Consider the following 25672-nt stretch of genomic DNA (forward strand, 5'->3'; position numbering starts at 1 on the left):
ATCAGTCAGTTAGCCTACGCAGGCCCGGGTCATCGCCATCAGCTGGCGCACGTCGTCCGGGCGGGTGTTACCACTCACCTTATCAATAATCGAACTATAGATGTGAGGAATGATTTTGCTCACTCCGGCATCCAGGGCGATCTGCAAAATTTCAGTGAAATTATCCAGATCGATACCGCCAGTTGGCTCCAGCCAGAAGTCATGACGGGCGCAGGCCTGGGCGACTGCAATGTACTCTTCACGGCACTTCAGGCCGCCCATTGGGAAGTATTTAATCGAGCTCCCCCCCATGTCTTTGAGCAATGCAATCGCGGTTTCTACCGGCACAATGCCGTCCGGCGTCTGGCTGCTCAGCGGACCGGTGGAGATTTTCACCCTGCCCGGTGTGCCAGTTGGCGAGACCAGACCGTTGACCACCGTCTCCTGCTGACCCAGCAGCGCGCGGCTGGTCGCCACGCCGGTAAAGACCTGATTAACATGCTGTGGCTGCACCTGACGGGAGATTTCACTGACCATCGCCGACTGGTTTGGATCGCCCGCCCCCAGCCCCACGGAGAGGGCATTGTCGATAAGCGCTGCGTATTCACGCATATCCGCGACCGCGCTTGCGACATCCGGGTAATTTTTTGACAACACACCGACCAGCACGTGTCCTTCCGCCGCCGCGTAAATATCCCGGGCATTTTCTTTGGAGCCCGCCAGCACGTTCAGGCAGACGCGGTCGCGATAAAAGTTAGGGGTCAGTTTCATGCTTTTTTCTCCTGCGAAATCACTTCACCAATTCGACGGGCCACAATCTCCAGTTGCGCGCGATCCACGCTGCGCACATCGGCTTCGATAATGCCTTCGTTAGCTTTGTAACCACGGAAGTAAATCGCGTACTCTCCCTGCTTGAGCGCGTCGACCAGTTCACCTGTGGCGATGCCAGTTGCCGCTTCGTCAAACTTAATTTCCGTGCGCGCGATGTCGCGCCCTGCGCTGTCCCACACCACGCGGGCGCTTACGCCGTGAAGCTGGTTTAACGCATTAATGAACGGCGTCATTTTCTCGACCATCTCCGCGCCGCTCTCTTTCTGCGCGTTCAGATACAGTTCGATGGCGCAGGTCAGGCCAAGAATTCCCTCTTTACCCACCTTCATCGCCCGGCCAATCCCCGCGGTCTGGCGCTTCACCCACTCAACGTATTGGGTTTTGCCAATCACCAGGCCGCTGGTTGGCCCTTCAATCGCCTTCGCACCGCTATAAATCACCAGATCCGCACCAACCCGGTAGTAGCACTGCAAATCCTCTTCCGCTGCCGCATCCACGATTAGCGGCAGATTATGCGTACGCGCCACCACCGCAGCCTGTTCCACGCTGAGCATACTTTTCTGGACGCAGTGGTGAGATTTGATATACAGAATGGCCGCCGTGCGTGGCGTAATGGCCGCCGCCAGCTGAGCGGCGGAACATTCGTTGGCATAACCCGCTTCCACTAGCTTGCCGCCGCCGAGCGCCACCATGGTGCCAACCGGAGCGCCAAAGTTGACGTTGTGGCCTTTGGGCAGCACGATTTCGTTGTTCTCGATCGGCGCGACGTGCAGGTTCTCCAGCAGCCAGTCGCTGTCCTTAACCAGCACTCCAGCCACTGACAGGGCGATTCCGGCCGAAGCGCAGGAGACGACGGTTGCCCCTTCCACCTCCAGCAATTTCGCAATGTAGTCACCGGTCTTATTGACCAGGTCTTTCATCTCAAAATATTGATTCATCCCCGCCATTGCGGCCTCAACCACTTCTGGTCGTGGCGTAGAAACGCCGAGCGCCGTCATGCGGCCTGAGGTGTTAATCACCTGTTTTAAATTGTATTTCTCAAAAATCGAAGGCATGTTCCGCGCTCCCTTGTTCGGTCATATAGCCCTTGCCCGCACGTATTGCGGCAAGCGGCACCAGCAGTTGTTCAGCCTGCAGGCTGTCGTTTTCTGCATCTACCAGCACAGTTGGCTGGCGCTTAAGCGTAAAGAGGGTTAAATCGGCATCCAGACCAACCTGCAGCCGCCCTTTCTGTTTCAGGCGCAGACCATCGGCGGCATTGGCAGTAACGCACTCAATGACCTGCGGGAGCGACATCCCAATGGCGAGAAATTTCGACATCACATTCGCCAGGGAATACACCGGGCCGCTGATACGGTTGCGACAATAAATATCGGAGCTGATGGTGTGCGGCAAAATGCCCAGACCGATAGCGCGTTTTGCCACCGCAAAGCTCAGGCTGGCGGTGCCATGCCCAACGTCCAGACGCACACCGCGTGAAATCGCCCGCGTCACTGACGCCCGCAGCTCGCCTTGCGGCGTCAGAATGCGATTCGGCTTACCGTTGTAGCAGTGGGTAATGATGTCGCCCGCGGTCAGGCGTTCGGCGATCTCATCCAGATCCGGCGGATTGTTGCCGATGTGCACCATCAGCGGCAGGTCGCCGTTCTGCGCTTGCATCGCTTTGGCGCGCTCCAGCGGCGTAATGCCGTTTTCACCGACCACGCTGCTGCTCATGCGCGCCTTCAGGCCGACGATAAAATCAGGATGGCGCTTCACCGCCTGTCGCACCGCATCGGCGTCAATGTTGGCCATATTAGCCAGCTCGTTCTGGGCGATAAGCCCAACGCGGGAGATATTCAGCAGCGCATACACTTCGGTGGCCGCTTCCCGGGTCAGGGTATAAAAATCATCGATATCATCCGCCCCGGTACTGCCCGCATCCACCACCGTGGTAACGCCGGTAGCTATACCGACGCTGTCCGGCTGGTCGTGATAAATCGGGGATTTCGGGTAGCAGTGAACGTGGGAATCAATCCAACCTGCGCTGACGTAGTACTCGCCGCCCAGTTCGATGGTTTTCAGCGCCGGGCCATCAACGTCGCCCAACGCCGCAATTTTGCCGTCTTTGAGCGCAATATCGCTCACCGTATCGTCAACGAGGCGCGCACGGCGCAGGAGTAAATCAAACATCGCTCTCTCCTTTGCCGGATGGCGGCGCAACCGCCTCATCCGGCCTACAAATCAACAGTTAGCTAATGGCAATCGGGAAGATGGACCCGAGGATCATCGCCCCAAGGATCGCCCCGCCGGTGATCGGTTTCTGCCACAGGTAAAACAGCAGCGCGCCCGCCAGTGAACCGATGCCGATAGGGATAGACGCCGTCATCGCGCTGAGGATAATCAATGGTCCGAGGAAGCGGCCGGAGGCGTTACCGGCCCCCATCATGACATCCGCACCGTAGGTCGAGTCGCTCTGATTGATGGTGAACTTACGCGCCAGAATAATGATGTAGCCAATCGCCAGACCAATCACCAGACCGGTGACCAGCGACGCTGCGAAGTTGGCAACCGGGAAGATAATACCTGCGCCCAACAGCAGCGCCGGAACACCTAACCCGACCCCGGTCTGAATCGCCCCGCCAATATCCAGAATCCCCACCAGCGAACCTTCAATGATGCGGGCAAACAGGAAGCTTGCACCAAATGCCGCCACCGCCCCGTAGGAGCCGGTGTCCATTCCCGCCTTCAGCATCGCCACAAAAGCGACTTCGTTAAATGCGCCAATACCGTACAGGTAGTACATGTGCGTTCCGGCAAATACGCCAGAGGAGAGCAGGCCAACGAAGATCGGGAACGACCAGTCAGCGAACCAAAAACCTTTATTCTGTTCCATGATGGCCTCCGTTATTTGCCGCTGAGCGAGTTGTGGATCAGTTCGAGCCAGTTAGGCACGGTCAGATGGAAGGATTCGATCATCTTCATGTCGAAGCCGCGGAAGAAGCCGCTCAGGACAAACAGCGCGACGATAGCCACCATCATCACTTTAGTGACGTGGTTCCAGCCGCTCTCTTCCACGCCTTTACCGATCAGAATGCCAAGGACCAGACCCGGAACGGCGTTGCCCATAATCAGCTGCGCCGCGCCGCCAAAGACGGTGGCCCAAAAGCCTGATTTTTTACCGGCATCGATCGCCGCCAGCCAGAAGATCACCGGCATCACGGTGTTAACCAGCAGGTTAGCCGCAGGCACCAGCACCTTGACGGCGGTCACCTGCAACGCTTCCGGTACGGATGACGCCGTGAGGTTCAGGAAGGTCACGACGATCATCCCGATAACGCCGCAGGCAATCGCCATGCGCTTGGGATCGTGCAGCGTTTCACCGACGTTGCGGTTTTTAACCATCAGCGCAGCAGCGCCCCAGTTGGGGATGATGCGATGGTCGACGTCCTGAGTGAACGCCCCCGCCGCAACGGAGGAAGCCCAGGCGTTAAAGAAGAAGCCCAGGCCGAACGAGAAGTGAGAAGCCGGATCCCCTTCGCAGGAATTCAGTTCTCCCAGAGTACGAAACGCGCCCATCCCTTGAGTGGTAGGCGCATGAAACATGCGTGCAGCCCCAGCGCCGACACCGACGCCAACCAGGCCGCCGATGATGAGCGATTTTATTAATATTATCAGGAACATAATTATGCCTTTTAATAAAGAATCAGCGTTGCGTAACGAAATCCACCTTGTCGAGATTGATGGCAGTCACGTTGACGGTCACGTCCAGCTCCACGCTGAAGGTGCGTCTTTCCCGGCGCAAAAAGAGGAATAAAAATGCCTCTTTGCGCACCGATTCACGCGCTTGAACAACCTGCACATCCTGTGGCTCAATACGCAGTAAGATATGCGGCGACGCTTTCATCACCGCTGCCTGAACGTGGTTCAGGGCATCGGCAAAGGCGCGCGCTTTGGCCTCGCCCTTGCCAGTGACTCTCACCGTGGTGGTGAATTGTTCTTTCATGCTTAAGCGCCGTGTTTCTTTTGCCACGCCTGTACCAGGCGCTCACCGAGTTCTTCTTTGTCCATAAAACCGAACCCCAGCACGTTGCAACCTTCGTTGATGGCCGTGACCCCTTCATCAACCGAGCGCATGCCGTATTTCGCCTTGTAGCCGTATTTGGTCTGCGCGGTAATCGCACCCGCGCCGCCACTGCCGCAAAACGAGATGCCAAAGGTGGCGTTTTCCGCTTTCATCACGTCACCCAGCTTCATATCTGCCGCAACGCCCGGCACCACAACCGCACGGCCGCCCGCTTTCTCAACGCCTGCCGCCACTTTCTGGCCTTTACCCAGACGATCGCCAATCACTACGGTAATCTGTTCCATCTTTTGCTCCTTAAAGGTTGTCTTTCGCGACTTCGAAGTGCACCGACAGCAGCCAGGCCTCTTCCTCAGGAAGATTGCCAAACTCAGCGACCACGTCACGGGCAAGCGCCATTGATTCGGCAGAAATTTCATCAAACAAGCTGGCATCGACTTCTGGTAAGGGTTCACCCGTTACCGAGCGGTGCGCCATGGCGCGAACATGCGACGTCAGCATCTGTTCCTGTACAGCGTTGGGAATAATGTGGCGTTCACGCAGCAAGGCATACACCTGCGCCAGCATGCGGTCGGCCAGTTCCACCGATTCCCCCATGTCATTCATTACAGCTCCGTTATTCACTCGTCTTACCCCACTAGTGGCTCTGAGGTTAACTTAGCGGTGGGGGTTAAAAGTTTGTAGCGAGTTGTTTTCCACTTCGAAGTGGAAAGGGGCGCAGCGATAGTGATCTGTGCCGCAAAAAGGGCCGGGACCACGATTAATCACTGGAAGAATGTGATTGAGATCGCAAGAGTGAGCAGCAAAATGGAAGGAAATGCGAACAATGAATGGACGATAAAAATGAAAAAATGTGATGGGGATAGCGTTTACTTATGGGATGCAGGGGCGCAGCGTCTTATCCGGCCTACGGTTATGCAGGCCGGATAGAGTAGATTAGCGGAACTTCTTGTGGTTTTCGTTGCGCGTTTTTTTCAGGTCTTCCGCAACGGCTTTCGCCTCTTTGACTTTACCTTCGTTCGCCAGTTTAAGCGCGCCGTCAATCTGACCGATCAGCGTGTCAAAGCCGTGGCGGAAATCTTTCATCTCCGCACTGTCCGGGGATTTGCTCTCCAGCTTCGGTGGCGTTCCCTTTTGAGCATCCAGCGCGGCTGCACGCATTTTGGTCAACGCGTCTTTCAGTTCAGTCGCATTGTCCGTTTTTTCGACGATCTTCAGGTTGTCGTTGAGGATCCCCATGTCATCTTCGAGATCGGCTGCAAACGCAGAAGAACCAAGTACCAGCGTTGAAGCCGCGACGATCGCTAACAGGTGTTTACGCATTGCTCACTTCCTTTTTTATTATTAAAAAATTAACGCCTTAACGAGTATCATTGCCCGGCGATTTTCATCTCCGGTAACAATACCGAACCACACTGAATATTACTGCGCGTTTCAATATCGTTGCCTACGGTCACAATATTGCGCCACATCTCTTTTAAGTTCCCGGCGATGGTAATTTCACTCACCGGATACTGAATTTCGCCGTTTTCGACCCAAAAACCCGCCGCGCCGCGCGAGTAATCGCCGGTAATGCCGCTAACGCCCTGCCCCATCAGCTCGGTAACCACAAGACCTGTGCCCATCTCTTTGAGCAACTGCTCGAAGCTTAGACCCTGTCCCGGAATTCGCCAGTTGTGGATCCCGCCCGCATGACCGGTGCTCTTCAGTCCCAGCTTACGTGCGGAATAGTTGGTCAGCAGCCATTGGGTCAGCACACCGTCTTTAATAATGTCACGGCGTTCGGTCCGAACGCCTTCGCTGTCGAACGGCGACGATGCCAGCCCTTTCAGCAGGTGCGGATGTTCTTCAATAGTCAGCCATTCCGGCAGAATTTGTTTGCCCAGCGAGTCGAGCAGGAAGGTGGATTTACGGTACACCGAACCACCGGCAATCGCGCCGACCAGATGTCCGAACAGCCCAGTCGCCACTTCGTTGGCAAAAATCACCGGTGCTTTCATGGTGGAAAGTTTACGCGGAGAGAGGCGAGATAAGGTGCGGCGAGCACAGTCTGCCCCCACCCATTCCGGCGTTTGCAGATCGCCCATCGCCCGGCCAATGGTGTAGGCGTAATCACGCTCCATATCGCCATTTTCTTCCGCGATGACGCAGCTGGAAAGAGAGTGACGCGTGGAACAGTAGCCCTGCAGCATCCCGTGACTGTTACCAAACACTTTGATGCCATAGTGGCTGTTAAAACTGCCACCCTCGGTATTGGTGATACGCTTATCGGCCTGCAGCGCCGCCTGTTCAGCGCGGGCTGCCAGTTCGATAGCTTCGTCAGGGGAAACTTCCGCCGGGTGGAACAGATCCAAATCGGGCGCATCAAAGGCCAGCAGTTCTTTATCTGCCACGCCCGCGCACGGGTCCGGTGAGGTGTAACGTGCAATATCCAGCGCGGCCTGCACGGTACGTGCAATCGCCTGCGGGCTTAAATCGGTGGACGATGCGCTGCCCTTACGATTTTGGTGATAAACCGTAATCCCCAGCGCGCCATCGCTATTGAATTCTACGTTCTCCACTTCACCATAACGGGTGCTGACGCTAATACCCGTGGTCTTGCTCACAGCGACTTCCGCGCCATCCGACTTACCTGACGCTAATTCCAGTGCCGTCGAGACCGCTTCTTCCAGAATCTTACGCTGCGCTTCAACTTGTGAGATTACTTTCATCGCAAATGCCATAATGTAGAGAGAGTTTCTCTGAAGTCTAACAGAGAACCGTTTTTCAGTGCGCATCTTAACTGGTAACATTAGCCTCTTTTTTTAAGGAGCCTGACATGACTAAGCAGCCCGAAGACTGGCTCGACGACGTTCCCGGTGATGACATCGAAGACGAAGACGATGAAATTATCTGGGTTAGTAAAAGTGAAATAAAACGTGACGCCGAGGAGTTAAAACACCTGGGTGTGGAACTGGTAAAACTGGGGAAAAACGCGCTGGATAAAATCCCGCTCGACGCGGATTTACGTGCCGCGATTGAGTTGGCCCAGCGTATTAAGATGGAAGGTCGCCGCCGCCAGCTGCAGCTGATTGGCAAAATGTTGCGCCAGCGCGATGTTGATCCTATCCGTCAGGCGCTGGACAAGCTGAAAAACCGTCACAACCAACAGGTTGTACTGTTTCACAAGCTTGAGCAACTGCGCGATCGCCTGATCGCCGAAGGTGATGATGCGGTAGCGGAAGTGCTGAACCTGTGGCCAAACGCCGATCGCCAGCAGCTTCGTTCTCTGGTTCGCAATGCGAAGAAAGAGCAAGAAGGCAACAAGCCGCCGAAATCAGCACGTCAGATTTTCCAGTATCTGCGTGAACTGGCGGAAAACGAAATCTAACCTCTTCGTCTGCAGAAAGTGCCGGATGATGTAAATACTTCATCCGGCCTGGATTCTGTGCTCTTACTGCTGGGGCTGCATTTCGCCCATAGCGTTCTCTGACTGACTCTCTTCATGCAGATACTGCTTATCTAAAATCTTCACGAACGGTGTATAAATCGCGGTGGCGATAACCAGATTCACGGCCTGTAAAACAATGCCTGAAATCCCGGTGGTGAGGAAACCAGAAATAAAGATCGGCGTTGTCCAGGGAATGGAGATACCAGAGGTGGGGGGAACCCAGCCGAATGCGATAACCACATAAGTAACCGTACACAGCACCATTGGGGTAATGATAAACGGGATAAGCATCAGCGGATTAAGCACGATTGGCAAACCAAAAATAACCGGCTCATTAATGTTAAAAATTGCCGCCGGTGCCGCCAGCCGTGAGAGCTGCTTTAATCGCGTACTTTTGGCAACCATAAAGATGCTAATCAACAGTGCCCCGGTAAAACCCGTACCGCCGGCAATCAAATAGACATCCCTGAACTGCTGAGTAATGATGTTGGTCGCTACCAGCCCGGCCTGAGTTTGCGCCAGGTTCTGCGCACTGAGCGTTTGCCAGATAGGCCCCATTACGGATGTCATGATAGAGTCGCCATGGATCCCAAAGAACCAGAAGAAACTGATCATCATCTCAGCAATCAGTTGCGATAAGAGGGAATTCCCCAGATACAGCAACGGCTGTTGCAGCATGACGCTGATAAATTTCCCCGGCGTACCAAAAGGCGTGTTCTCAAACAGCACCTTGACGATAATCCAGAACAGTAGCACTAAGAAGATAGGTACCAGCGATTTAAACGACCTGGCAATCTCTGGCGGGACACTCGCAGGCATCTTGATGGTAAAAGCCCTGTTTTCCAGAAACTGAACCACCTTGATGGTGACCACAGTAACGATAATCCCTAAGAACATCGATTCAGAGCTAAAGTCGAGCAACGCGTAAGCATCGGCGACGATTTCTCCCGATCCTGTCGTAATATGACCAGGCGACATTAAGAAGAAGATCGCCACCGGTAAAATAGCGGAACTTTGGCTGAGATTAAGCTTTTCAACTAACTCCTTTGAGAAGGTGATAATCACCAGCAGCGTCATTAATCCGTAGCTGGCGTTAATCCCGTAATTGAGCTTATCCAGCACGCCTTCCCCTAACAGCGAACTCATAAACTCGTGATAGCCGTTAACAGGAAAGTTGGTTAACAATACGAAAAATGAACCGACAATCAAAAAGGGAATTAGGGCAATAAACGCATTTTTTAGTGCGGTCAGGTAGATGTTTGACGAGATTTTCTCGGCCAGTGGCAACATCTTTTGTTCGAGTAGAGAGGTTATGCTCATGCCCGCTTACCCTATAAGGTTTTTTGTCACGTAATAATTAACCTGCGGGAACTGCTTGATATAGATGGCAGGAACCTGAGTGTGGTGCGCATCGCCGTTAACAATCTCCTGATAAATATCTTTTTTCGTATCGTGGTTGATGATGACAATCACCTTTCCAGCCTTGATGATTTTATTCAGCCCGACGGTAATACCCTCGGTGAGGGTGACATCTCCGGAGAAGTATTTATGGCTGGCGACGTTAATTGTTACGTCATCCAGTTGAGTTTGTAGATAATCCTCATCAAACGGCACGCCCGGCTCGTTTAAGCCGATATGCCCGTTCATTCCCACGCCCAGAATTACATAGTCAAACTCTTCACCGTTGAGCGCGGTTTGGTAATGGGCAATATTTTGTGCCGTAGAGGCAAACGGATTGAAATGGACTAACCGCACCGGATAGGCACATTTGTGCACAAAGTCCTGATTAATCATGTTTAGGCAACTGCCATCTGATTCGCTGGGCACGTTGACCCACTCATCCAGCGCAAAGAAGGTAAGGCGTTCGGCAAACGGTGTCGCTGCCAGTGCTTCGTAAATCCAGTGAGGCGTGCTACCGGAGGGGATCAGCACGCGAGAATGTGGTTTGAGCGCGGATAGCTCACTAACGACCTGTTCAGCCAGCGCGGCATTGGTATCAAACGTTGTACATTTCATCCGTTTCTTCTCGCTATTAAAGTGATTCAATCTTTTTGGCGAATAAAGGAAGATACTTTTTATTGGCCAGCAGCATCTCTTTGACTAACGCCACGCCCGAAGTATCGCTTGAGCATAATGGGTTGAAAATAAAGCCAGAAATAAGCGCTTGATAATCGCCGGTGGCGGCGGCTTTAACGATCTGCGATTCATAGTCTTTCATCATGGAAACAATCCCTTTCGCAGGAGATGGGATCTCGCCAGTACAAATTGGAATCGGACCATTACGGGTAAGCACACAGTTCACTTCAACTACCGCCTCTTCCGGTAAATTAGTGATAGCACCACCGTTACGAACGTTGACGGTTTGAATGCTCTTATCGTCGAGGTAAATAGCGCGAATAACGTTCAGCGCGGCGGTGGAATAAAGCGCACCGCCGCGGGCTTCCAGCTCTTTAGGCTTATCCTGAAGCGTAACGTCGCTGTATTTTTTAAACAGTTCGGCTTCGATATTTTTGACGATCTCACCCCGTGATTGCTCGGCTGCTTCCTGCTCGGCCAGCATTTCAGTCGTCTTGAGGTAGTATTTTAAATAGGAAGAGGGGATCAGATTGGTGGCGGCCAGCAGCTCTTTATTAAACTGCTCATTGCTGATGTTTTTAAAGCTCAGTGCATCGACGTCGGCGGCGTTGATTATCTCGATGGTTTCGCGGGTACGGTCGACGCCGTTATGCAGAATTTTGGTAATAAAGTTCATATGATTAGAGCCTTTGAACTCGACGTATAAATCCTCTACGTTAGCATTCAGCAGCCCGGCCACCTGATGGGTCATATTGACAGGACCATTGCACAGGCCGATGACCCGATTGTTGTGGCTGTATTTGAGTACCGCTTCTGTCACCATGGAAGCTGGATTGGTGAAGTTAATCAGCCAGGCGTTTGGACAAATCGCCTTCATTTCATTCGCTATTTCAATGATGACCGGAATGGTGCGCAGAGCTTTGAACATCCCGCCCGCACCGTTGGTTTCCTGGCCAATAAAACCGTATGACTTCGGCAGTTTTTCATCAACGATTCGGGCATCGATACCACCGACGCGCAGTTGAGTCACCACGAAGTCGGCACCCAGCAGCGCTGTTTTGCGGTCAAAAGTTTGGATGACATCAATTGGTAAATTTGCTTTGGCAAGCATTCTTTTGGTGAGGTCGAAAATGATGTTCATTTTCTCTTTACCCATTTCAACGTCGACAAAAGCGATGTGAGAGATGGGAAGCTGGTGGTAGTTTTTAATTACCCCTTCAATCAGTTCTGGCGTATAGCTGCTACCCGCACCAATCACCACGAGTTTTAGTTTTTTCATTAGTCTTCTACTTTTGAATTAAATTTCAACGACACTTTTCTGACATTGGATAAATGGAAAAGCATAATATCTACGATGGCTATCTGGATCGGATAGCTTATATTTTCGAAAGCAGTATCTTTAATAATGGCGTTTTTGTAGATCAAGACCGCATCGGCCTTAAGCGCCAGCGTAGAGTTTTCCCGGCTGGTAATCGCGGCCACCTTGATGCCGTTTTTTCTGGCATTAAAAATTATCTCTTCCAGCATTTCTGACTCACCGCTGTTGGAAACAATCAGCATACAATCGTTAGCGGTCAGAAAGCGGCTGCGGACATTACAGTTGGTGTAGTCGGTTTCATTGAGGATATTAAAGCCCAGCACCATCAAATTATAGCTAACATAGTTCGCCACGCTATCTGATGTACCGTATCCCCAGGTGATAATCGTATTGCAGTCGGACAAAAAATCACAAAAGACTTTGACTTTATTCTCAGACACTCTGGTTAAAGCATCCTGCATTTCTTGTATATATTCGCTAACAAACGCGTTATGGTGCTGCGAGTTTTGCGATCTGGAGAATACGTCCCGAATGTTGACCTTAAACTCCTGGAAATTATTAAAGCCTAATTTCTTTACCAACTTAGAAATAGATGGCGCGGTAGTATAAACGCGATCTGCCAGTTCATGAATTTTCATTTTATAAACATCAGCAGGGTTCTCCTGACAGAATTTATAAACTCGCAGTTCGTTATTGGTTAAATTTTTTCGCATGGAGCGCACCTTTTATTATGTGGCACTTACGCCACATTGGCTCTCGAGGGGATATTAGCAAGGGAAAAGCGGAAATAGATTTTATGATTTAGAAATTAATTTCTGCGATCTGAGTTATAAATTTCCATATGGAGGCTTCCCATTCCGTTGAGAAGTATGGCGTAACCAGAAGGCCGGATGGCAACGGAGATCGTGCTCCTGAGAAAGTGCCGGATAACGGTGTAAACACCTTATCCGGCCCACAACGGATCGTAGGCCCGGTAAGCATAGCGCCACCGGGCATTTTTTACTCTTCTTCTGCCTGGGCTTTCTTCGCCAGGCCATCCAGCAGTTTTTGATGGATGCCACCAAACCCGCCGTTACTCATCACCAGGATGTGATCGCCAGGCTGTGCAGTTTTCACCACCATATCTGCCAGTGCATCCACATCGCCGCTCCAGTGCGCAGGCTGAACGCAGGCTTCAGCGACTTCTGCTACCTGCCACGGAATATGCGGGGGTTGCAGCAGGAACACTTCGTCCGCACGCCCTAACGACGGCGCCAGGTCATCTTTGCACAGGCCCATTTTCATGGTGTTCGAGCGTGGTTCCAGCACCGCGATGATGCGCGCCGTGCCCCCCACTTTACCGCGCAGCGCCGCAAGCGTTGCCAGAATGGCCGTTGGGTGATGGGCGAAATCGTCATACACCGTCACGCCATTGGCTTCGCCGCGCAGCTCAAGACGGCGACGGGCGTTGATGAACGAGCCCAGCGCATTGGCTGCATCCGCAGGCACGACGCCAACATGGCGCGCGGCAGCAATCGCCATCAGACCGTTGTGCATGTTGTGCTCGCCTACCAGGCCCCACTTCACCACGCCAACATTTTCACCGTCCAGCCACACTTCCCATTCGGATGCATCAGTGGTCAGCTTTTTCGCCTGCCAGTGACCTTGTTCACCAACCAGCTCTTGTTCGCTCCAGCAGCCCATCGCCATCGTCTGTTTCAGATTGATGTCGTTTTCCGGGTAGATAATGCGTCCCTGGCCCGGCACGATACGCACCAGGTGGTGGAACTGTTTCTGGATCGCTTTCAGATCGTCAAAAATATCCGCGTGATCGAACTCAAGGTTGTTGAGGATCAGCGTACGCGGGCAGTAATGTACGAATTTAGAACGCTTATCGAAGAAGGCGCAATCGTACTCATCCGCTTCAATCACGAAGAAGTCGCTCTCACCCAGGCGCGCGGAAACCTCAAAGTTACCCGGTACGCCGCCGATCACAAAGCCAGGCTTATAGCCGCAGGCTTCGAGGATCCAAGTCGCCATTCCGGCGGTGGTGGTTTTGCCGTGCGTCCCCGCAACCGCCAGTACCCAACGATCGCGCAGCACAAAGTCATGCAGCCACTGCGGGCCGGACATGTACGGAATGTTCTTTTCCAGCACCGCTTCCACACACGGATTACCCCGGGTCATGGCATTGCCAATGATCACCAGGTCCGGCTGCGGATCGAGCTGGCTGGCATCGTAACCCTGAATCAGATCAATGCCTTGCTTCTCAAGTAAGGTACTCATCGGCGGATACACATTGGCGTCCGAACCGGTTACTTCATGACCGAGTGAGCGCGCCAGCATCGCCAGACCGCCCATGAAAGTGCCACAAATTCCCAAAATATGAATGCGCATACGTCACTATCCTTTTTTAATCTGGGGGCCATTTTACGCACATGTCCGGCAAGTGAGAAACGCATTTCAGGATATTCCGTAGTTTGCTGGCGCGATTCACCTAAGCGCGACAATGGAAATATTTGTTAATATTGTTGCGGTCGCTTTACTCCACATAAATTGCAGGGAAAGTGTTATGAAAACGTTAGGTGAATTTATTGTCGAAAAGCAGCACGAGTTTTCTCATGCTACCGGTGAACTCACTGCTTTGTTGTCGGCAATAAAGCTGGGCGCCAAGATCATCCACCGCGATATCAACAAGGCCGGTCTGGTCGATATCCTGGGTGCCAGCGGTGCTGAGAACGTGCAGGGAGAGGTTCAGCAAAAACTCGATCTGTTCGCGAACGAAAAACTGAAAGCTGCACTGAAGGCGCGCGACATTGTGGCGGGCATTGCCTCGGAAGAAGAAGATGAAATCGTCGTCTTTGAAGGCTGTGAACACGCAAAATATGTTGTGCTGATGGATCCTCTGGATGGCTCATCCAACATCGATGTTAACGTCTCTGTCGGTACGATTTTCTCTATTTATCGCCGCGTAACCCCAGTCGGCACGCCGGTCACGGAAGAGGATTTCCTGCAACCAGGCAACAAGCAGGTTGCTGCGGGCTACGTTGTTTATGGTTCTTCCACCATGCTGGTGTATACCACCGGCTGTGGCGTACACGCCTTCACCTACGATCCTTCTCTGGGCGTATTCTGCCTCAGCCAGGAACGTATGCGCTTCCCGGCGAAAGGCAGCACGTACTCCATTAACGAAGGCAACTACATTAAATTCCCGAACGGCGTGAAGAAGTACATTAAATTCTGCCAGGAAGAAGATAAGTCAACTCAGCGCCCGTACACCTCGCGCTACATTGGCTCTCTGGTTGCGGATTTCCATCGTAATCTGCTCAAAGGCGGGATCTACCTGTACCCAAGCACCGCTAGCCACCCGCAAGGGAAGCTGCGTCTGCTGTACGAATGCAATCCGATGGCCTTCCTGGCCGAGCAGGCGGGCGGCAAAGCGAGCGATGGTAAAGAACGCATTCTGGATATCACCCCGGAAAGCCTGCACCAGCGTCGCTCCTTCTTCGTAGGTAACGACCATATGGTTGAAGATGTAGAACGCTTTATCCGCGAATTCCCGGACGCGTAATACGCTTTGCCGGATGAGACGTGTTAACGCCATCATCCGGCAAATTTATCCCCTACGCCGTTTGTACTTTAAACGCCGCCATTGCTTCGAGCAGCGCATGTGACTGCTCTTCCAGCGAGCGGGTAGCCGCTGAAGATTGCTGTACCAGCGCCGCATTTTGCTGCGCCGTTTCATCCATCTGAATCACCGCGATATTCACCTGCTCAATACCGCGACTCTGTTCCTGCGACGCGCTGGCAATTTCACGCATCAGTTTGGTCATGCGCATCACTTCATTGGCAATCTCATCCATGGTTTCGCCCGCCTGCTGCGCCAGCTCGCTGCCTTCTCCCACGTGGGTGTGTGAATCGCTGATTAACGTGCGGATCTCTTTTGCCGCCTCGGCGCTGCGGCTGGCCAGATTACGCACTTCACCCGCAACGACCGCAAAGCCCCGCCCTTGCTCACCGGCACGTGCCGCTTCAACAGAAGCATTGAGCGCCAGGATATTGGTCTGGAAAGCAATACCGTCGATTACGCTGAGGATGTCGGCGATTCGGCTGGAACTGCCGGAAATATCGCGCATTTTCTCAATCACATAGCACACCATCTCACTGCCGCGATCGGCGGTATCCGACACCGATTTTGCCAACTGGTGTGCCTGTTCCGCGTTCTGCGCATTCTGTTTCACGGTCGCCGTGAGTTCTTCCATACTGGCGGCGGTCTGCTCCAGCGAAGTGGCTGTCGATTCAGTACGTTGCGCCAGATGCTGGTTCCCGGCCGTCAGCTCACGGCTACCAATATCAATTTGTAAACTGGCATCGCGGACACGCTGTACCGAGTCGCCCAACGCATGGCGCATTTCATCCATTGCCGCGTTCAGACGGTTGAATTCGGCGCTGGCCGACAGCGCGGTAACCGGCGACAAATCCCCCGTCGCCAGGCGTTCCAGTTGCTCAACCATATTATCCAGCGGCTTGAGAAACTTATTTCGCAGCATGAACCAAATCACCGCCAGCAATGCGAGGGCAGCCAACATCGAGGCACTCATAATACCGTGGTAAATCAACGAAGTAATGATACGGGTAGAGGCATACAGCCCCATACCGCCGGTCAGCAACAGAAGGAACGTCAGCAGAGACAATAACACCAACAAACTTGATCGAATTGAAAGGGATTTTGGCATCGTTATATTTCCGGTTGTAGGGTTAAAACAGACCTGTACAGAACCTATCGACTACAACCGGAAAAAGTTTAGGTATTTAAATGTTTAGTGAAAAATCAGGATGTTACTTTGGTGTTGCCGCCGTCCCCACTCTGGTTACTGGCGAGCTTTGACGATTTTCCCAAAGTACCGTCAGACCGCGCTGTAAGGCAATAAAAATAAACAATAAAATGCCAATCGCGATCTTCGTCCACCAGGAACTTAATGTGCCATCAAAATTAATGTAGGTCTGGATCAACCCCTGAATGGCGACACCAAACAACGTTCCTAACACCGTACCGACCCCGCCGCTCAACAGGGTTCCGCCAATCACGACTGAGGCAATCGCATCCAGCTCAACGCCGACGCCCGCCAGCGCATAACCCGCCTGGGTGTAAATTGAAAAGACAATGCCAGCAAGCGTCGCAAGCCCGGTCGACAGCATATAGATACGGATGGTCGTGCTGCGGGTTGAGATCCCCATCAAGTTGGCAGAGGTGGCGTTGCCGCCAATCGCGTAAACCTGATTACCAAAGCGCGTACGGTGCGCCAGGAATATGCCAATGACGACTACCGCCAGCATCAGCAATCCCATTGCACTCAGGCGGCCGCCGCCGGGAATTTTCCATGCCAGGCTTGAGAGCATGTCATAAACCGGATGGTTAATTGGGATCGACTCTTCAGACACCAGATAGCTGACACCGCGCAGGAAGAACATTCCTGCCAGGGTAATAATGAATGCCGGGATCTTCAGCGCATCAATCAGTAACCCCATAAACGCGCCAAACGCACAGCCCATCAGCAGAATCAGGGGAAACGCCAGCAGCGGAGATATACCCCAGTAGCCAATGGCCTTCGCCAGAAATACGCCGGTAAACGCGATCACCGAGCCAACGGACAGGTCGATCCCGCCAGAGAGAATCACGAAGGTCATGCCCACGGCGATGATGCCCAGAAAAGCGTTATCGGTCAGGATATTGCAGATAACTCTGGTTGAAGCAAAAGCCGGAAATTGTGTCAGGCAGTAGAGGTAACCCAGCACAAACACGCCGAGGGTGATCATCAGCGGTAAATTACGTTTTATCATGACCACGCACTCCTTTTATCAGGCTGATAAAGCGTTGTGATTGCACGACCAGCACACACAACACCACCACGGCTTTGACCACTTGATTTAGTTCTGGCGGGAAGCCCGACAGTAAAATCCCGGTGTTCATGCCCTGAATAATCAATGCCCCGACCACCGACAGCAGCAGATTAAAGCGCCCGCCCATCAGCGAGCCGCCGCCGATGACTACCGCCAGGATGGCATCCAGTTCCAGCCACAATCCGGCGTTATTGGCATCTGCCCCGCGGATATCCGCCGTGACGATAATGCCGGCGATAGCCGCACACAGACCGCTCAGCACATAGGTGAGCATCACGATAATGCGCGTGTTCACCCCGGCGTTTTTTGCCGCACGAATGTTGATGCCTACCGCTTCAATAAACATCCCCAGCGCCGTTTTACGCGTCAGTAGCCAGAACACCACCAGCGTTAACAGTGCAATGATCACTGGCGTGGGGAACAGTAAGAGCGAGCCGCTGCCAAACCACGACAGTTCGGGCGAGTTGAAGGTGACGATCTGCCCGGAGGTGATAAGCTGCGCCACTCCGCGCCCGGCCACCATCAGGATTAGCGTGGCAACGAACGGTTGGATCTTGAGGATTGCCACCAGAATCCCGTTCCATAACCCTGCCAGAATGCCGGAGCCTAAGGCGGCAAGCAGCACCACCGGCAAACTGTGCCCGGCCACCGTCATCGCCGCGGTGGTGGCACCGGCAATGGCCATGACGGCGCCCACGGAAAGGTCGATGCCGCCGGTGGCAATCACCAGCGTCATGCCAATCGCTAACAGCGCCACGGGGGCGGCACGGTTGAGAATATCAATCGGGCTACCGAACAGCCGACCATCTTGCAAAATCACCTGATAAAAGTGTGGCGCGACCAGGCTATCCACCAGCAACACCAGCAGTAGCGCCACCAGTTGTGGCATGCCCTTTGGCCAGCGGAATCGCCGTTGCGGCGGAGTGGATTGAGGGAGAGATTGAGGCATCACCATAGTCTCCTTAGGCCGCAATGGCGTTCATGATCGCCGGTACGGACAGTTCAGCCAGCGGGATCTCGGCCACCTGTTTGCGATCGCGCATAATAATGACCCGATCGGCATAGCCCACTAACTCTTCCAGTTCGGATGAAATCACCAGCAGCGCCAGACCATCCGCGCACAGCGTTTCGATCAGGCGGATGATCTCGGCATGCGCGCCGACGTCGATCCCACGCGTAGGTTCATCGAGGATCAGGAACTGCGGTTTGGTCAGTAACCAGCGCGAGAGCAATACTTTTTGCTGATTGCCGCCGGAGAGGAATTCGATCGGCTGTTCAGCGTTGGGGGTGCGAATTCCGAGCTGGCGGATAAAACGCTCGGCAATCTCATTTTGTTCTTTCCGCGGAATAGGCCGCAGCCAGCCACGCTGCGCCTGTAATGCCAGAATGATGTTTTCCCGCACCGAGGCGGCGGCGATAATGCCATCCGTTTTGCGATCCTCCGGACAGAAGCCGATCCCCAGACACGAAGCCTGATGCGGCGATCGCAAGGTCTGCGCTTTGCCTTTGATCAGCGCACTGCCGCTGTCGGCGGGTTTAATACCGAAGATCACCTCCGCCGTTTCCGTTCGCCCGGATCCCAGCAGTCCTGCGAGACCGACGATCTCACCAGGGCGCACCTGTAGATCAAACGGCGCAATGGTGCCTTTCTTGCCAAAGTCGCTAAAGGCCGCCACTGGTTTATCACTCAGCAACGTACGGCCCGCACGCTGTAGCGCATGGGTATCCAGTTCGCGACCCAGCATCATTTTGACCAGTTCGATCTGTGGCAGGTCGCGGGTTTCACGGCAGCCAACGAAGCCGCCGTTACGCAGGACGGTAATGCGATCGCTGACCTGATAGACCTGATCGAGGAAATGGGTAACGAAGATCAGACTGACGCCCCGATCGCGCAAATGCCGCATCAGGCCGAACAGCATTTCTACTTCCTGGGTATCAAGACTGGCGGTGGGCTCATCGAGGATCAGCACTTTCGCGGAGAGATCGATCGCCCGACAGATGGCGACGATCTGCTGCATCGCCACGGAAAAGCGGTTCAGCGGCTCGCGCACGTCGAGGGAAAAACCGTATGACGCCATCAACTCCGTCGCGCGTTTTTCCATCTGCTTGCGCAGCAGCAGGCCAAAACGCCGCGGTTCACGGCCAATAAACAAGTTATCCGCTACCGACATATTGGGCAGCAGATTCACTTCCTGATACACGGTACCGATCCCCAACTGCTGGGCATGGGCGGTATTTTTGGGGGAGATAGGCTGGCCTTCGAGCCAGATCGTGCCGCGATCTGCATGGTAAACGCCGGTCAGCGCTTTGATCAGCGTCGATTTACCGGCTCCGTTTTCTCCCAGCAGCGCCATAATCTCACCGCGACGCAAGCTGAAATCCACGTTATCCAGCGCTTTGACGCCGGGAAAGAATTTGCTTAATCCTTCGGTGCGGAGGATTTCCTGATGGGGGTCGGTGGTCATGGCATTCCTCCGGTACGAAATCACGGCCTTTTCGTAGGCCTGATAAGCGCAACGCCATCAGGCCTACGGAAGACCGGCAGCAAAACTAGTAGCCCATGTTTTTCTTCTTCTCTAACTCTTCTTTCGCGGTATCCGGCAGATAGAGGATCGACTTGGTAATGGTCAGCTTTTCAGGCATCGTGCCGTCTTTTTTGAATTTCTCCAGCGCGTCGAATGCCGGGCCTGCCATATTCGGCGTCAGCTCGACGCTGGCGTTGGCTTCACCGTCAATCATTGCTTTGTAGATATCCGGTACGCCGTCGATGGAACCGGTCAGAATATCTTTGCCGGGTTTCAGGCCCGCTTCTTTAATCGCCTGGATCGCCCCGATCACCATGTCATCGTTATGGGCGTAAACCATGCAGATGTTCTTGCCATTGTTTTCCGCTTTGATAAAGCTCTCCATCACTTCTTTCCCTTTACTGCGGGTGAAGTCGCCGGACTGTGAGCGGATAATCTTAATGTTTGGTGCGCTGGCGATGGCTTCAGCAAACCCTTTTTTACGATCGATGGCCACGCTGGCCCCGACGGTCCCTTGCAGCTCAACGACGTTACACGGCTTGCCGTTCACCTGTTTAATCAACCAGTCGCCGATCAATTTACCTTCCAGCACGTTGTCGGCGGTGACCGTGGTCATATAGAGAGATTTGTCTTTTACATCGATGGAACGATCGAGCAAAAAGACCGGAATGTCGGCATCTTTAGCTTCTTTTAAAACCGGTTCCCAACCCGTTGCCACGACCGGCGCAATAAAGATGGCGTCAACGCCCTGCGCAACAAATGAGCGAACTGCTTTAATCTGGTTTTCCTGCTTTTGCTGGCCGTCAGCGATTTTCAGCGTAATACCACGCTTTTCAGCCTCGCTTTTCGCAACGTTGGTTTCTGCGGCGCGCCAGCCGGATTCAGAGCCAACTTGCGAAAATCCTACGGTTAAAGGGGCTGCCATTGCCATAGACGACATGGCTGCCGAAACTGCTGTGACTAAAAGTAAGCGCTTCCACATAAGTGCGTCCTCGTAGGGTGATTATTGTTGGTTAATAAACCGTCGCGAAAAAACTATAGACAATTGAGCATGTAACGAATTGCGTTACATCACACTTCAAAAAAGTAAATAAAACGTTAATCACAACTTTGTAATCGCTTTCATCCCGCTATGAAAAATGCGGCTGAAGATATGGATTTTTCTGTCACGAGAGAGGGGTAAAAAGAAGAAAATGAGCGCAGAGAAAGCGAAAACAAGCGGAGACATTCAGCGCGAGTTGGCTATAATACCCGCCACTTGTTTGCCATAGCTTATTTAAAGGAAACAGACATGAGCTTACTCAACGTCCCTGCCGGTAAAGATCTGCCGGAAGATATCTACGTTGTTATCGAGATCCCTGCCAACGCAGATCCGATCAAATACGAAGTTGACAAAGAGAGCGGCGCCCTGTTCGTTGACCGCTTCATGTCCACCGCGATGTTCTATCCGTGCAACTACGGTTACATCAACCACACCCTGTCTCTGGACGGTGACCCGGTAGACGTTCTTGTCCCGACTCCGTACCCGCTGGAGCCAGGTTCAGTGATCCGCTGCCGTCCGGTTGGCGTACTGAAAATGACTGACGAATCCGGTGAAGATGCGAAACTGGTTGCGGTTCCGCACACTAAGCTGAGCAAAGAATACGATCACATCAAAGATGTGACCGACCTGCCGGAACTGCTGAAAGCGCAGATCACCCACTTCTTCGAACACTACAAAGATCTCGAAGCGGGCAAATGGGTAAAAGTTGACGGTTGGGACAACGCTGAAGCCGCTAAAGCTGAAATCGTTGCTTCTTTCGAGCGCGCGAAGAAGTAAGTTCGCGTTTGCTTAAAACCCTGAACGCCAGTCTCTGGTTAGTAAGGGTTTTTAAATTTCTACGTTCTACCACCTCTCCCCTTCGCTGTTTTCTTTTTGACCTACCAGAATGGGTAGTCACATTTCATTTATCTTAATTGCGAATGATATTAGATCTCATTATCATTCTCATCATGTAAATAAATGTGAATAAAAGTCAATGAACCTCCACAATGTGAAGTCCCTGAAACGCTATTCCTGCGTGGCACTCGCCACAGCGCTGTTATTTACCAGCCTGTCCAGCGTGGCGCAGACGCTACCTGAGAAAGATTTTCTGACCCGCGATGTCGGTAACGGCGTGTATGAGCTGGCGGTTGATAGCCAGCAGAATGCACTTTTTGTCGCCTCGTCGCCGTCGTTTGATAAAGATAAAACCAGCGGGCTTATCTACAAACTCGATCTGGAGAAACTCACGACGACTGAAGTCATCGACACCAGCCGTCGTGCCTTTGCCACCGCGCTGGATGAAGAAAACCAGGTGCTGTATGTCGGCAACACGCTGGAAGGTTCAGTAACGCTAGTCGATACCCGCAGCGGTAAAGAGCTGGCGATACTGCAACTGAGCGAAGCCAAAAACCCGAAAGATATTGTTCATACGCGTGAAATGGTGCTCGATAAACAGCACCACCGTCTGTACGTTTCCGGCGTGGCTGAAAAGGGCATAGTCTGGGTGGTGGACACACAAAAGCGCGAGAAAATCGCCACCCTCGAGAACATGGGCCAGTACCCGACCGGCATGGCCGTGGATGCAAATAAGAACCGCCTGTATGTTGTGAATGGCCGAAACGAGCTTATTACGCTGGATACCACCAACCATCAAATTATTAATCGCTTTACCATTGAGCCAGATAAAAAACATTTTTTCCTGAATATTGCCCTGGATGCAAAAAATAACCGCGCATTCCTGACCGATCCGGATTTAGCGGACGTACTGGTTGTTGATCTTAATACCGGTAAGGTTATTGCACCAATTAAGGTTATTAACTCGCTGGCAGTGATATATAACGAAAAACGCCAGGAAGTTTATATCACCCACCGTAATGCTAAACGCATCAGTATTGTGAACAGCAAGACCTACCAGGTAAAACAAAGCATTGAAACCAATGCATTACCTAACAGTCTGGCGCTCTCGGCAGATGCTAACACCCTGTACGTCAGCGTCAAACAGTCGGAAAAAATGACAGGTGTGAAGCCCGACTACGTGCTGAAAATCGATCTCTCTAAATATTAATAATTAAAAAACTATCTGCACCTTGCAGCTTTTTTGAGCTGCAAGGTGATGTTTTTATTTTTTACTTTTCAGGTGTCTATATTATGAAAACGCGTCAACTTATTACGCTGACAGGGATCGTTGCATTCTCAGGCGGTGTTATTTTCCCCACCCAGGCAGAAGAACTCACCGAGACCTCACGCACTAGCGAAGATGAAATGGTGATCACCGCATCCGGATTCTCGCAGCAAAAACGCGAAGCGCCGGCCACTATTTCAGTTATCGATCGTAACACGCTGGATATTCAGCCGGACCGTAGCATCGGTGAAGCCATTAAAAACCTTCCCGGCGTCTCGGTCACCAACAGCAGCGGCATGAACGCCGGTAGCATTATGATCCGCGGCATGGACCCGTCCTATACCGCTTTTATGGTCAACAGCGTCAAACAAAATACCGGTGAATCTCGTCCTTACGGACATGATATTGGTACTGAAGCCAACTTCTTACCGCCAATGGAGGCCATTGAGCGTATCGAAGTTATCCGTGGGCCGATGTCCTCGCTGTACGGTTCAGACGCCATCGGCGGTGTGGTTAACGTCATTACCAAAAAACCGTACGGCGCAAAAGAGTGGACCACGGCAATTGCTGCCAATACCTGGCTGCAGGAGCACCAGTATTTAGGTAATACCAGCCAGATGAATTTGTTTACCATGGGGCCGATTGTGCCCGATGTTCTCGGCCTTAGCGTGGCGGCCGACTGGCTTGACCGTCGCGATGACGATCGCAATAACTATTTTGGCAAACACAATCGTAAATCCGTTGATATGACATTGGGCCTGGCCGCCAGCGAGAATAACCTGTTCGATCTCAACGTGGTCACCGGTGAGCAGGAAAAAAACCGTACCCAGAAACGCGGTGCGCCGTGGTCATGGCTGTTCGATCGTAACGCCGCCACCCTGACGCATACCGGCTGGTATGCAGACGACACCATCGCGACAACCAACTACATAAACTATGAAAAAGGCCGTTCGAAGTACGTTTATGACGGACAGTCCCCGCAGTATGTGCAGATGGAGAACTACGTCGCCAATTCGCAAACCACTTTCACGCTCGACACCCATAAACTGACCGTTGGGGCGAATTTCACGCGCGAAGAGCTGAATGACCGCTTTGATGTGGCCAACAAAACGCTGCCCGGATCTGACCCGGTGACCAAAATCAGCCGTAACGGTTGGGCATTGTTTGCTGAAGACGGCTGGAGCATTGGCGATTTCATCCTGACCACGTCAGCGAGGATGGACCAGGATGACAATTTTGGCACACATATTACGCCGAAAATGTACGGTAACTGGGCCTTTAGCAATGACTGGGCGCTGAAAGGCGGCGTTTCCGCAGGCTATAAAAAACCGGAGCTGCGCGCGACGTCCAGCAACTTCGTAACTCCTTACGGCTCAACCGTACCTTATCCCTTCCTCACCGTTGGTAACGACGACCTGAAACCTGAACAAAGCGTTAACTCTGAACTGGGCCTCTACTGGACGGGAGATGCGCTATCGCTCGACAGCACCGTCTTCTATACGCAGTTCAAAGACAAAATTGCTGAACAAACTATTTGTGAAACCACGTCGACGAACCAGTGCTCCGTCAACGGCTACAACGCGGATTCCGTCAGTAAATACTTCAACGTCAGCGAGGCGGATGTATACGGTATAGAACTGAATGCCGACTGGCAGATTACCGCCGATGTAAAAGCCAACGCTAACTACACCTGGAACCACAGCGAACAAAAAAGCGGCGTTAACAAAGGCTACGCGCTAAACGATTATCCGCGCCATATGGCGAATCTGTCGCTGAACTGGGCGGCAACGCAAAGCCTGGACGTATGGAGTACGGTGAATTATCGCAGCAGTAACCGCAACAGCGGCAATAACTATAAATATGATGACTACACGATGGTGGACGTAGGCGTACGTTATCAGCTCAATAAGCACACGCAACTGATGGCTGGGGTCTACAACGTGCTGGATGAGGATCCGAAACTGACAACCGCGTGGAACGAATCCGCACAGGTGGAAGGACGCCGCTATAACCTCGGCGCGCGCGTGGAGTTTTAAATCCAGAATAAAACAACGCCACCCGAGGGTGGCGTGTTCATATCAGTACTGGTCTCGGTCTAACCAGTTACCGCTTTCAATCAGCGTTAAGCCATCAACCGGACGTTGGTACACGTACATCCATGCACTTCCGTACGGCGTTTGAATTAACTGGCGTGCGTATTCACCGCCACGGGTACGCAGAGCGTCAAGCTCTGCCAGCGTGGCGTTATCAATACGATAAACTTCCCCGTGTACTGTTCCCTCTCCTGGAACGGCGCCTGGATAGTGGCCCAGGCTATACAACTGGTAGTTGTCGATACTGAAATTTCCCAGCAACAGGGCATTGGTCATCCAGTGGCTGTTGCCTTGTTTGGTTCGTAAACTGCCGTAGACAAATATTCGCATT

General features: G+C 52.7%; 26 protein-coding genes. 5 read left to right on the top strand and 21 right to left on the bottom strand.

Annotated elements, in window-relative coordinates; translation table 11 throughout:
• Window positions 1-9 precede the first annotated feature (9 nt).
• The 10 genes from dagF to pmbA form a co-directional block, all read right to left on the bottom strand.
• Entirely contained in the window at window positions 10-750 is a 741-nt protein-coding gene (dagF, locus tag O6D90_RS20860; RefSeq protein WP_016151471.1) for a 2-dehydro-3-deoxy-phosphogluconate aldolase, read from the bottom strand.
• The gene (locus O6D90_RS20865) at window positions 747-1865 is read right to left on the bottom strand and encodes a DgaE family pyridoxal phosphate-dependent ammonia lyase (RefSeq protein ID WP_016155541.1); all 1119 of its coding nucleotides are present in this window, start codon (window positions 1863-1865) and stop codon (window positions 747-749) included. The genes dagF and O6D90_RS20865 overlap by 4 nt, the downstream gene beginning before the upstream one ends.
• Window positions 1849-2982 (bottom strand): amidohydrolase/deacetylase family metallohydrolase, encoded by a 1134-nt coding sequence (locus O6D90_RS20870; RefSeq protein WP_016151469.1) that lies wholly within the window; start codon window positions 2980-2982, stop codon window positions 1849-1851. Before O6D90_RS20870 ends, O6D90_RS20865 begins: the two co-directional genes overlap by 17 nt.
• 58 nt (window positions 2983-3040) lie before the next feature.
• Window positions 3041-3685, bottom strand: a complete 645-nt coding sequence (locus tag O6D90_RS20875; protein WP_003830379.1) for a DUF4310 family protein — start codon at window positions 3683-3685, stop codon at window positions 3041-3043.
• A gap of 11 nt (window positions 3686-3696) precedes the next feature.
• Window positions 3697-4473 carry a DUF4311 domain-containing protein gene (locus O6D90_RS20880; protein WP_005134210.1) on the bottom strand — a complete coding sequence of 259 codons (777 nt, stop codon included), beginning with the start codon at window positions 4471-4473 and terminating at the stop codon, window positions 3697-3699.
• 22 nt (window positions 4474-4495) lie between these two features.
• A complete protein-coding gene (locus O6D90_RS20885; RefSeq protein ID WP_016151468.1) occupies window positions 4496-4795 on the bottom strand; it encodes a DUF4312 family protein in 300 nt (99 codons plus the stop codon).
• Window positions 4796-4797: 2 nt separating this feature from the next.
• The gene (locus tag O6D90_RS20890) at window positions 4798-5160 is read right to left on the bottom strand and encodes an SFCGS family glycine-rich protein (RefSeq protein ID WP_003830384.1); all 363 of its coding nucleotides are present in this window, start codon (window positions 5158-5160) and stop codon (window positions 4798-4800) included.
• Between the two features lie 10 nt (window positions 5161-5170).
• Window positions 5171-5479, bottom strand: coding sequence for a PRD domain-containing protein (locus O6D90_RS20895; RefSeq protein WP_016151467.1), 309 nt, complete (start codon window positions 5477-5479; stop codon window positions 5171-5173).
• 330 nt (window positions 5480-5809) lie between these two features.
• Window positions 5810-6196, bottom strand: a complete 387-nt coding sequence (gene cybC / locus O6D90_RS20900) for a cytochrome b562 (RefSeq protein WP_016155540.1) — start codon at window positions 6194-6196, stop codon at window positions 5810-5812.
• 47 nt (window positions 6197-6243) lie between these two features.
• Window positions 6244-7596: a metalloprotease PmbA gene (gene pmbA / locus O6D90_RS20905; protein WP_003830385.1), complete on the bottom strand. Its 1353-nt coding sequence runs from the start codon at window positions 7594-7596 to the stop codon at window positions 6244-6246.
• Between the two features lie 95 nt (window positions 7597-7691).
• Between pmbA and yjgA the strand changes: the two genes are divergently transcribed.
• On the top strand, window positions 7692-8243 hold the full coding sequence (gene yjgA / locus O6D90_RS20910) for a ribosome biogenesis factor YjgA (protein WP_016151465.1): 552 nt from the start codon (window positions 7692-7694) through the stop codon (window positions 8241-8243).
• A gap of 63 nt (window positions 8244-8306) precedes the next feature.
• Here the strand turns inward: yjgA and O6D90_RS20915 are convergent, their stop codons facing one another.
• The 5 genes from O6D90_RS20915 to mpl form a co-directional block, all read right to left on the bottom strand.
• Entirely contained in the window at window positions 8307-9623 is a 1317-nt protein-coding gene (locus O6D90_RS20915) for a PTS sugar transporter subunit IIC (protein ID WP_016155539.1), read from the bottom strand.
• Between the two features lie 6 nt (window positions 9624-9629).
• Window positions 9630-10319, bottom strand: a complete 690-nt coding sequence (locus tag O6D90_RS20920) for a 6-phosphogluconolactonase (protein WP_016155538.1) — start codon at window positions 10317-10319, stop codon at window positions 9630-9632.
• Window positions 10320-10335: 16 nt separating this feature from the next.
• Window positions 10336-11658: a 6-phospho-beta-glucosidase gene (locus O6D90_RS20925; RefSeq protein ID WP_016155537.1), complete on the bottom strand. Its 1323-nt coding sequence runs from the start codon at window positions 11656-11658 to the stop codon at window positions 10336-10338.
• Window positions 11658-12410, bottom strand: coding sequence for a MurR/RpiR family transcriptional regulator (locus O6D90_RS20930; RefSeq protein ID WP_016151461.1), 753 nt, complete (start codon window positions 12408-12410; stop codon window positions 11658-11660). The genes O6D90_RS20925 and O6D90_RS20930 overlap by 1 nt, the downstream gene beginning before the upstream one ends.
• A 286-nt stretch (window positions 12411-12696) precedes the next feature.
• The gene (mpl, locus tag O6D90_RS20935; protein ID WP_016151460.1) at window positions 12697-14073 is read right to left on the bottom strand and encodes a UDP-N-acetylmuramate:L-alanyl-gamma-D-glutamyl-meso-diaminopimelate ligase; all 1377 of its coding nucleotides are present in this window, start codon (window positions 14071-14073) and stop codon (window positions 12697-12699) included.
• 175 nt (window positions 14074-14248) lie between these two features.
• On the opposite strand from mpl, the gene fbp reads away from it, so the two are divergent.
• Window positions 14249-15247 (top strand): class 1 fructose-bisphosphatase, encoded by a 999-nt coding sequence (gene fbp, locus O6D90_RS20940; protein WP_016155536.1) that lies wholly within the window; start codon window positions 14249-14251, stop codon window positions 15245-15247.
• Between the two features lie 52 nt (window positions 15248-15299).
• Here the strand turns inward: fbp and O6D90_RS20945 are convergent, their stop codons facing one another.
• The 5 genes from O6D90_RS20945 to ytfQ form a co-directional block, all read right to left on the bottom strand.
• Entirely contained in the window at window positions 15300-16412 is a 1113-nt protein-coding gene (locus O6D90_RS20945) for a methyl-accepting chemotaxis protein (RefSeq protein WP_016155535.1), read from the bottom strand.
• 103 nt (window positions 16413-16515) lie between these two features.
• Window positions 16516-17517 (bottom strand): galactofuranose ABC transporter, permease protein YjfF, encoded by a 1002-nt coding sequence (yjfF, locus tag O6D90_RS20950; RefSeq protein ID WP_016151457.1) that lies wholly within the window; start codon window positions 17515-17517, stop codon window positions 16516-16518.
• Window positions 17504-18526, bottom strand: a complete 1023-nt coding sequence (gene ytfT / locus O6D90_RS20955; RefSeq protein ID WP_016155534.1) for a galactofuranose ABC transporter, ATP-binding protein YtfT — start codon at window positions 18524-18526, stop codon at window positions 17504-17506. The genes yjfF and ytfT overlap by 14 nt, the downstream gene beginning before the upstream one ends.
• A 13-nt stretch (window positions 18527-18539) precedes the next feature.
• Window positions 18540-20042 (bottom strand): galactofuranose ABC transporter, ATP-binding protein YtfR, encoded by a 1503-nt coding sequence (gene ytfR / locus O6D90_RS20960; protein ID WP_016155533.1) that lies wholly within the window; start codon window positions 20040-20042, stop codon window positions 18540-18542.
• 85 nt (window positions 20043-20127) lie between these two features.
• The gene (ytfQ, locus tag O6D90_RS20965) at window positions 20128-21084 is read right to left on the bottom strand and encodes a galactofuranose ABC transporter substrate-binding protein YtfQ (RefSeq protein ID WP_016155532.1); all 957 of its coding nucleotides are present in this window, start codon (window positions 21082-21084) and stop codon (window positions 20128-20130) included.
• Window positions 21085-21393: 309 nt separating this feature from the next.
• Between ytfQ and ppa the strand changes: the two genes are divergently transcribed.
• From ppa to O6D90_RS20980, 3 genes are all read left to right on the top strand, one after another.
• Window positions 21394-21921 carry an inorganic diphosphatase gene (gene ppa, locus O6D90_RS20970; RefSeq protein WP_003025726.1) on the top strand — a complete coding sequence of 176 codons (528 nt, stop codon included), beginning with the start codon at window positions 21394-21396 and terminating at the stop codon, window positions 21919-21921.
• A gap of 199 nt (window positions 21922-22120) precedes the next feature.
• Window positions 22121-23191, top strand: a complete 1071-nt coding sequence (locus O6D90_RS20975) for a YncE family protein (protein ID WP_016155531.1) — start codon at window positions 22121-22123, stop codon at window positions 23189-23191.
• A gap of 83 nt (window positions 23192-23274) precedes the next feature.
• A complete protein-coding gene (locus O6D90_RS20980; protein WP_016155530.1) occupies window positions 23275-25284 on the top strand; it encodes a TonB-dependent receptor domain-containing protein in 2010 nt (669 codons plus the stop codon).
• 42 nt (window positions 25285-25326) lie between these two features.
• Here O6D90_RS20980 and O6D90_RS20985 read toward each other — a convergent pair whose 3' ends face one another.
• Window positions 25327-25671 (bottom strand): gamma-glutamylcyclotransferase family protein, encoded by a 345-nt coding sequence (locus O6D90_RS20985; RefSeq protein ID WP_016151451.1) that lies wholly within the window; start codon window positions 25669-25671, stop codon window positions 25327-25329.
• Between the last annotated feature and the right edge of the window lies 1 nt (window position 25672).

The organism is Citrobacter sp. 21OH12SH02A-Citro (assembly GCF_027919895.1).
Taxonomy (GTDB): domain Bacteria; phylum Pseudomonadota; class Gammaproteobacteria; order Enterobacterales; family Enterobacteriaceae; genus Citrobacter; species Citrobacter braakii.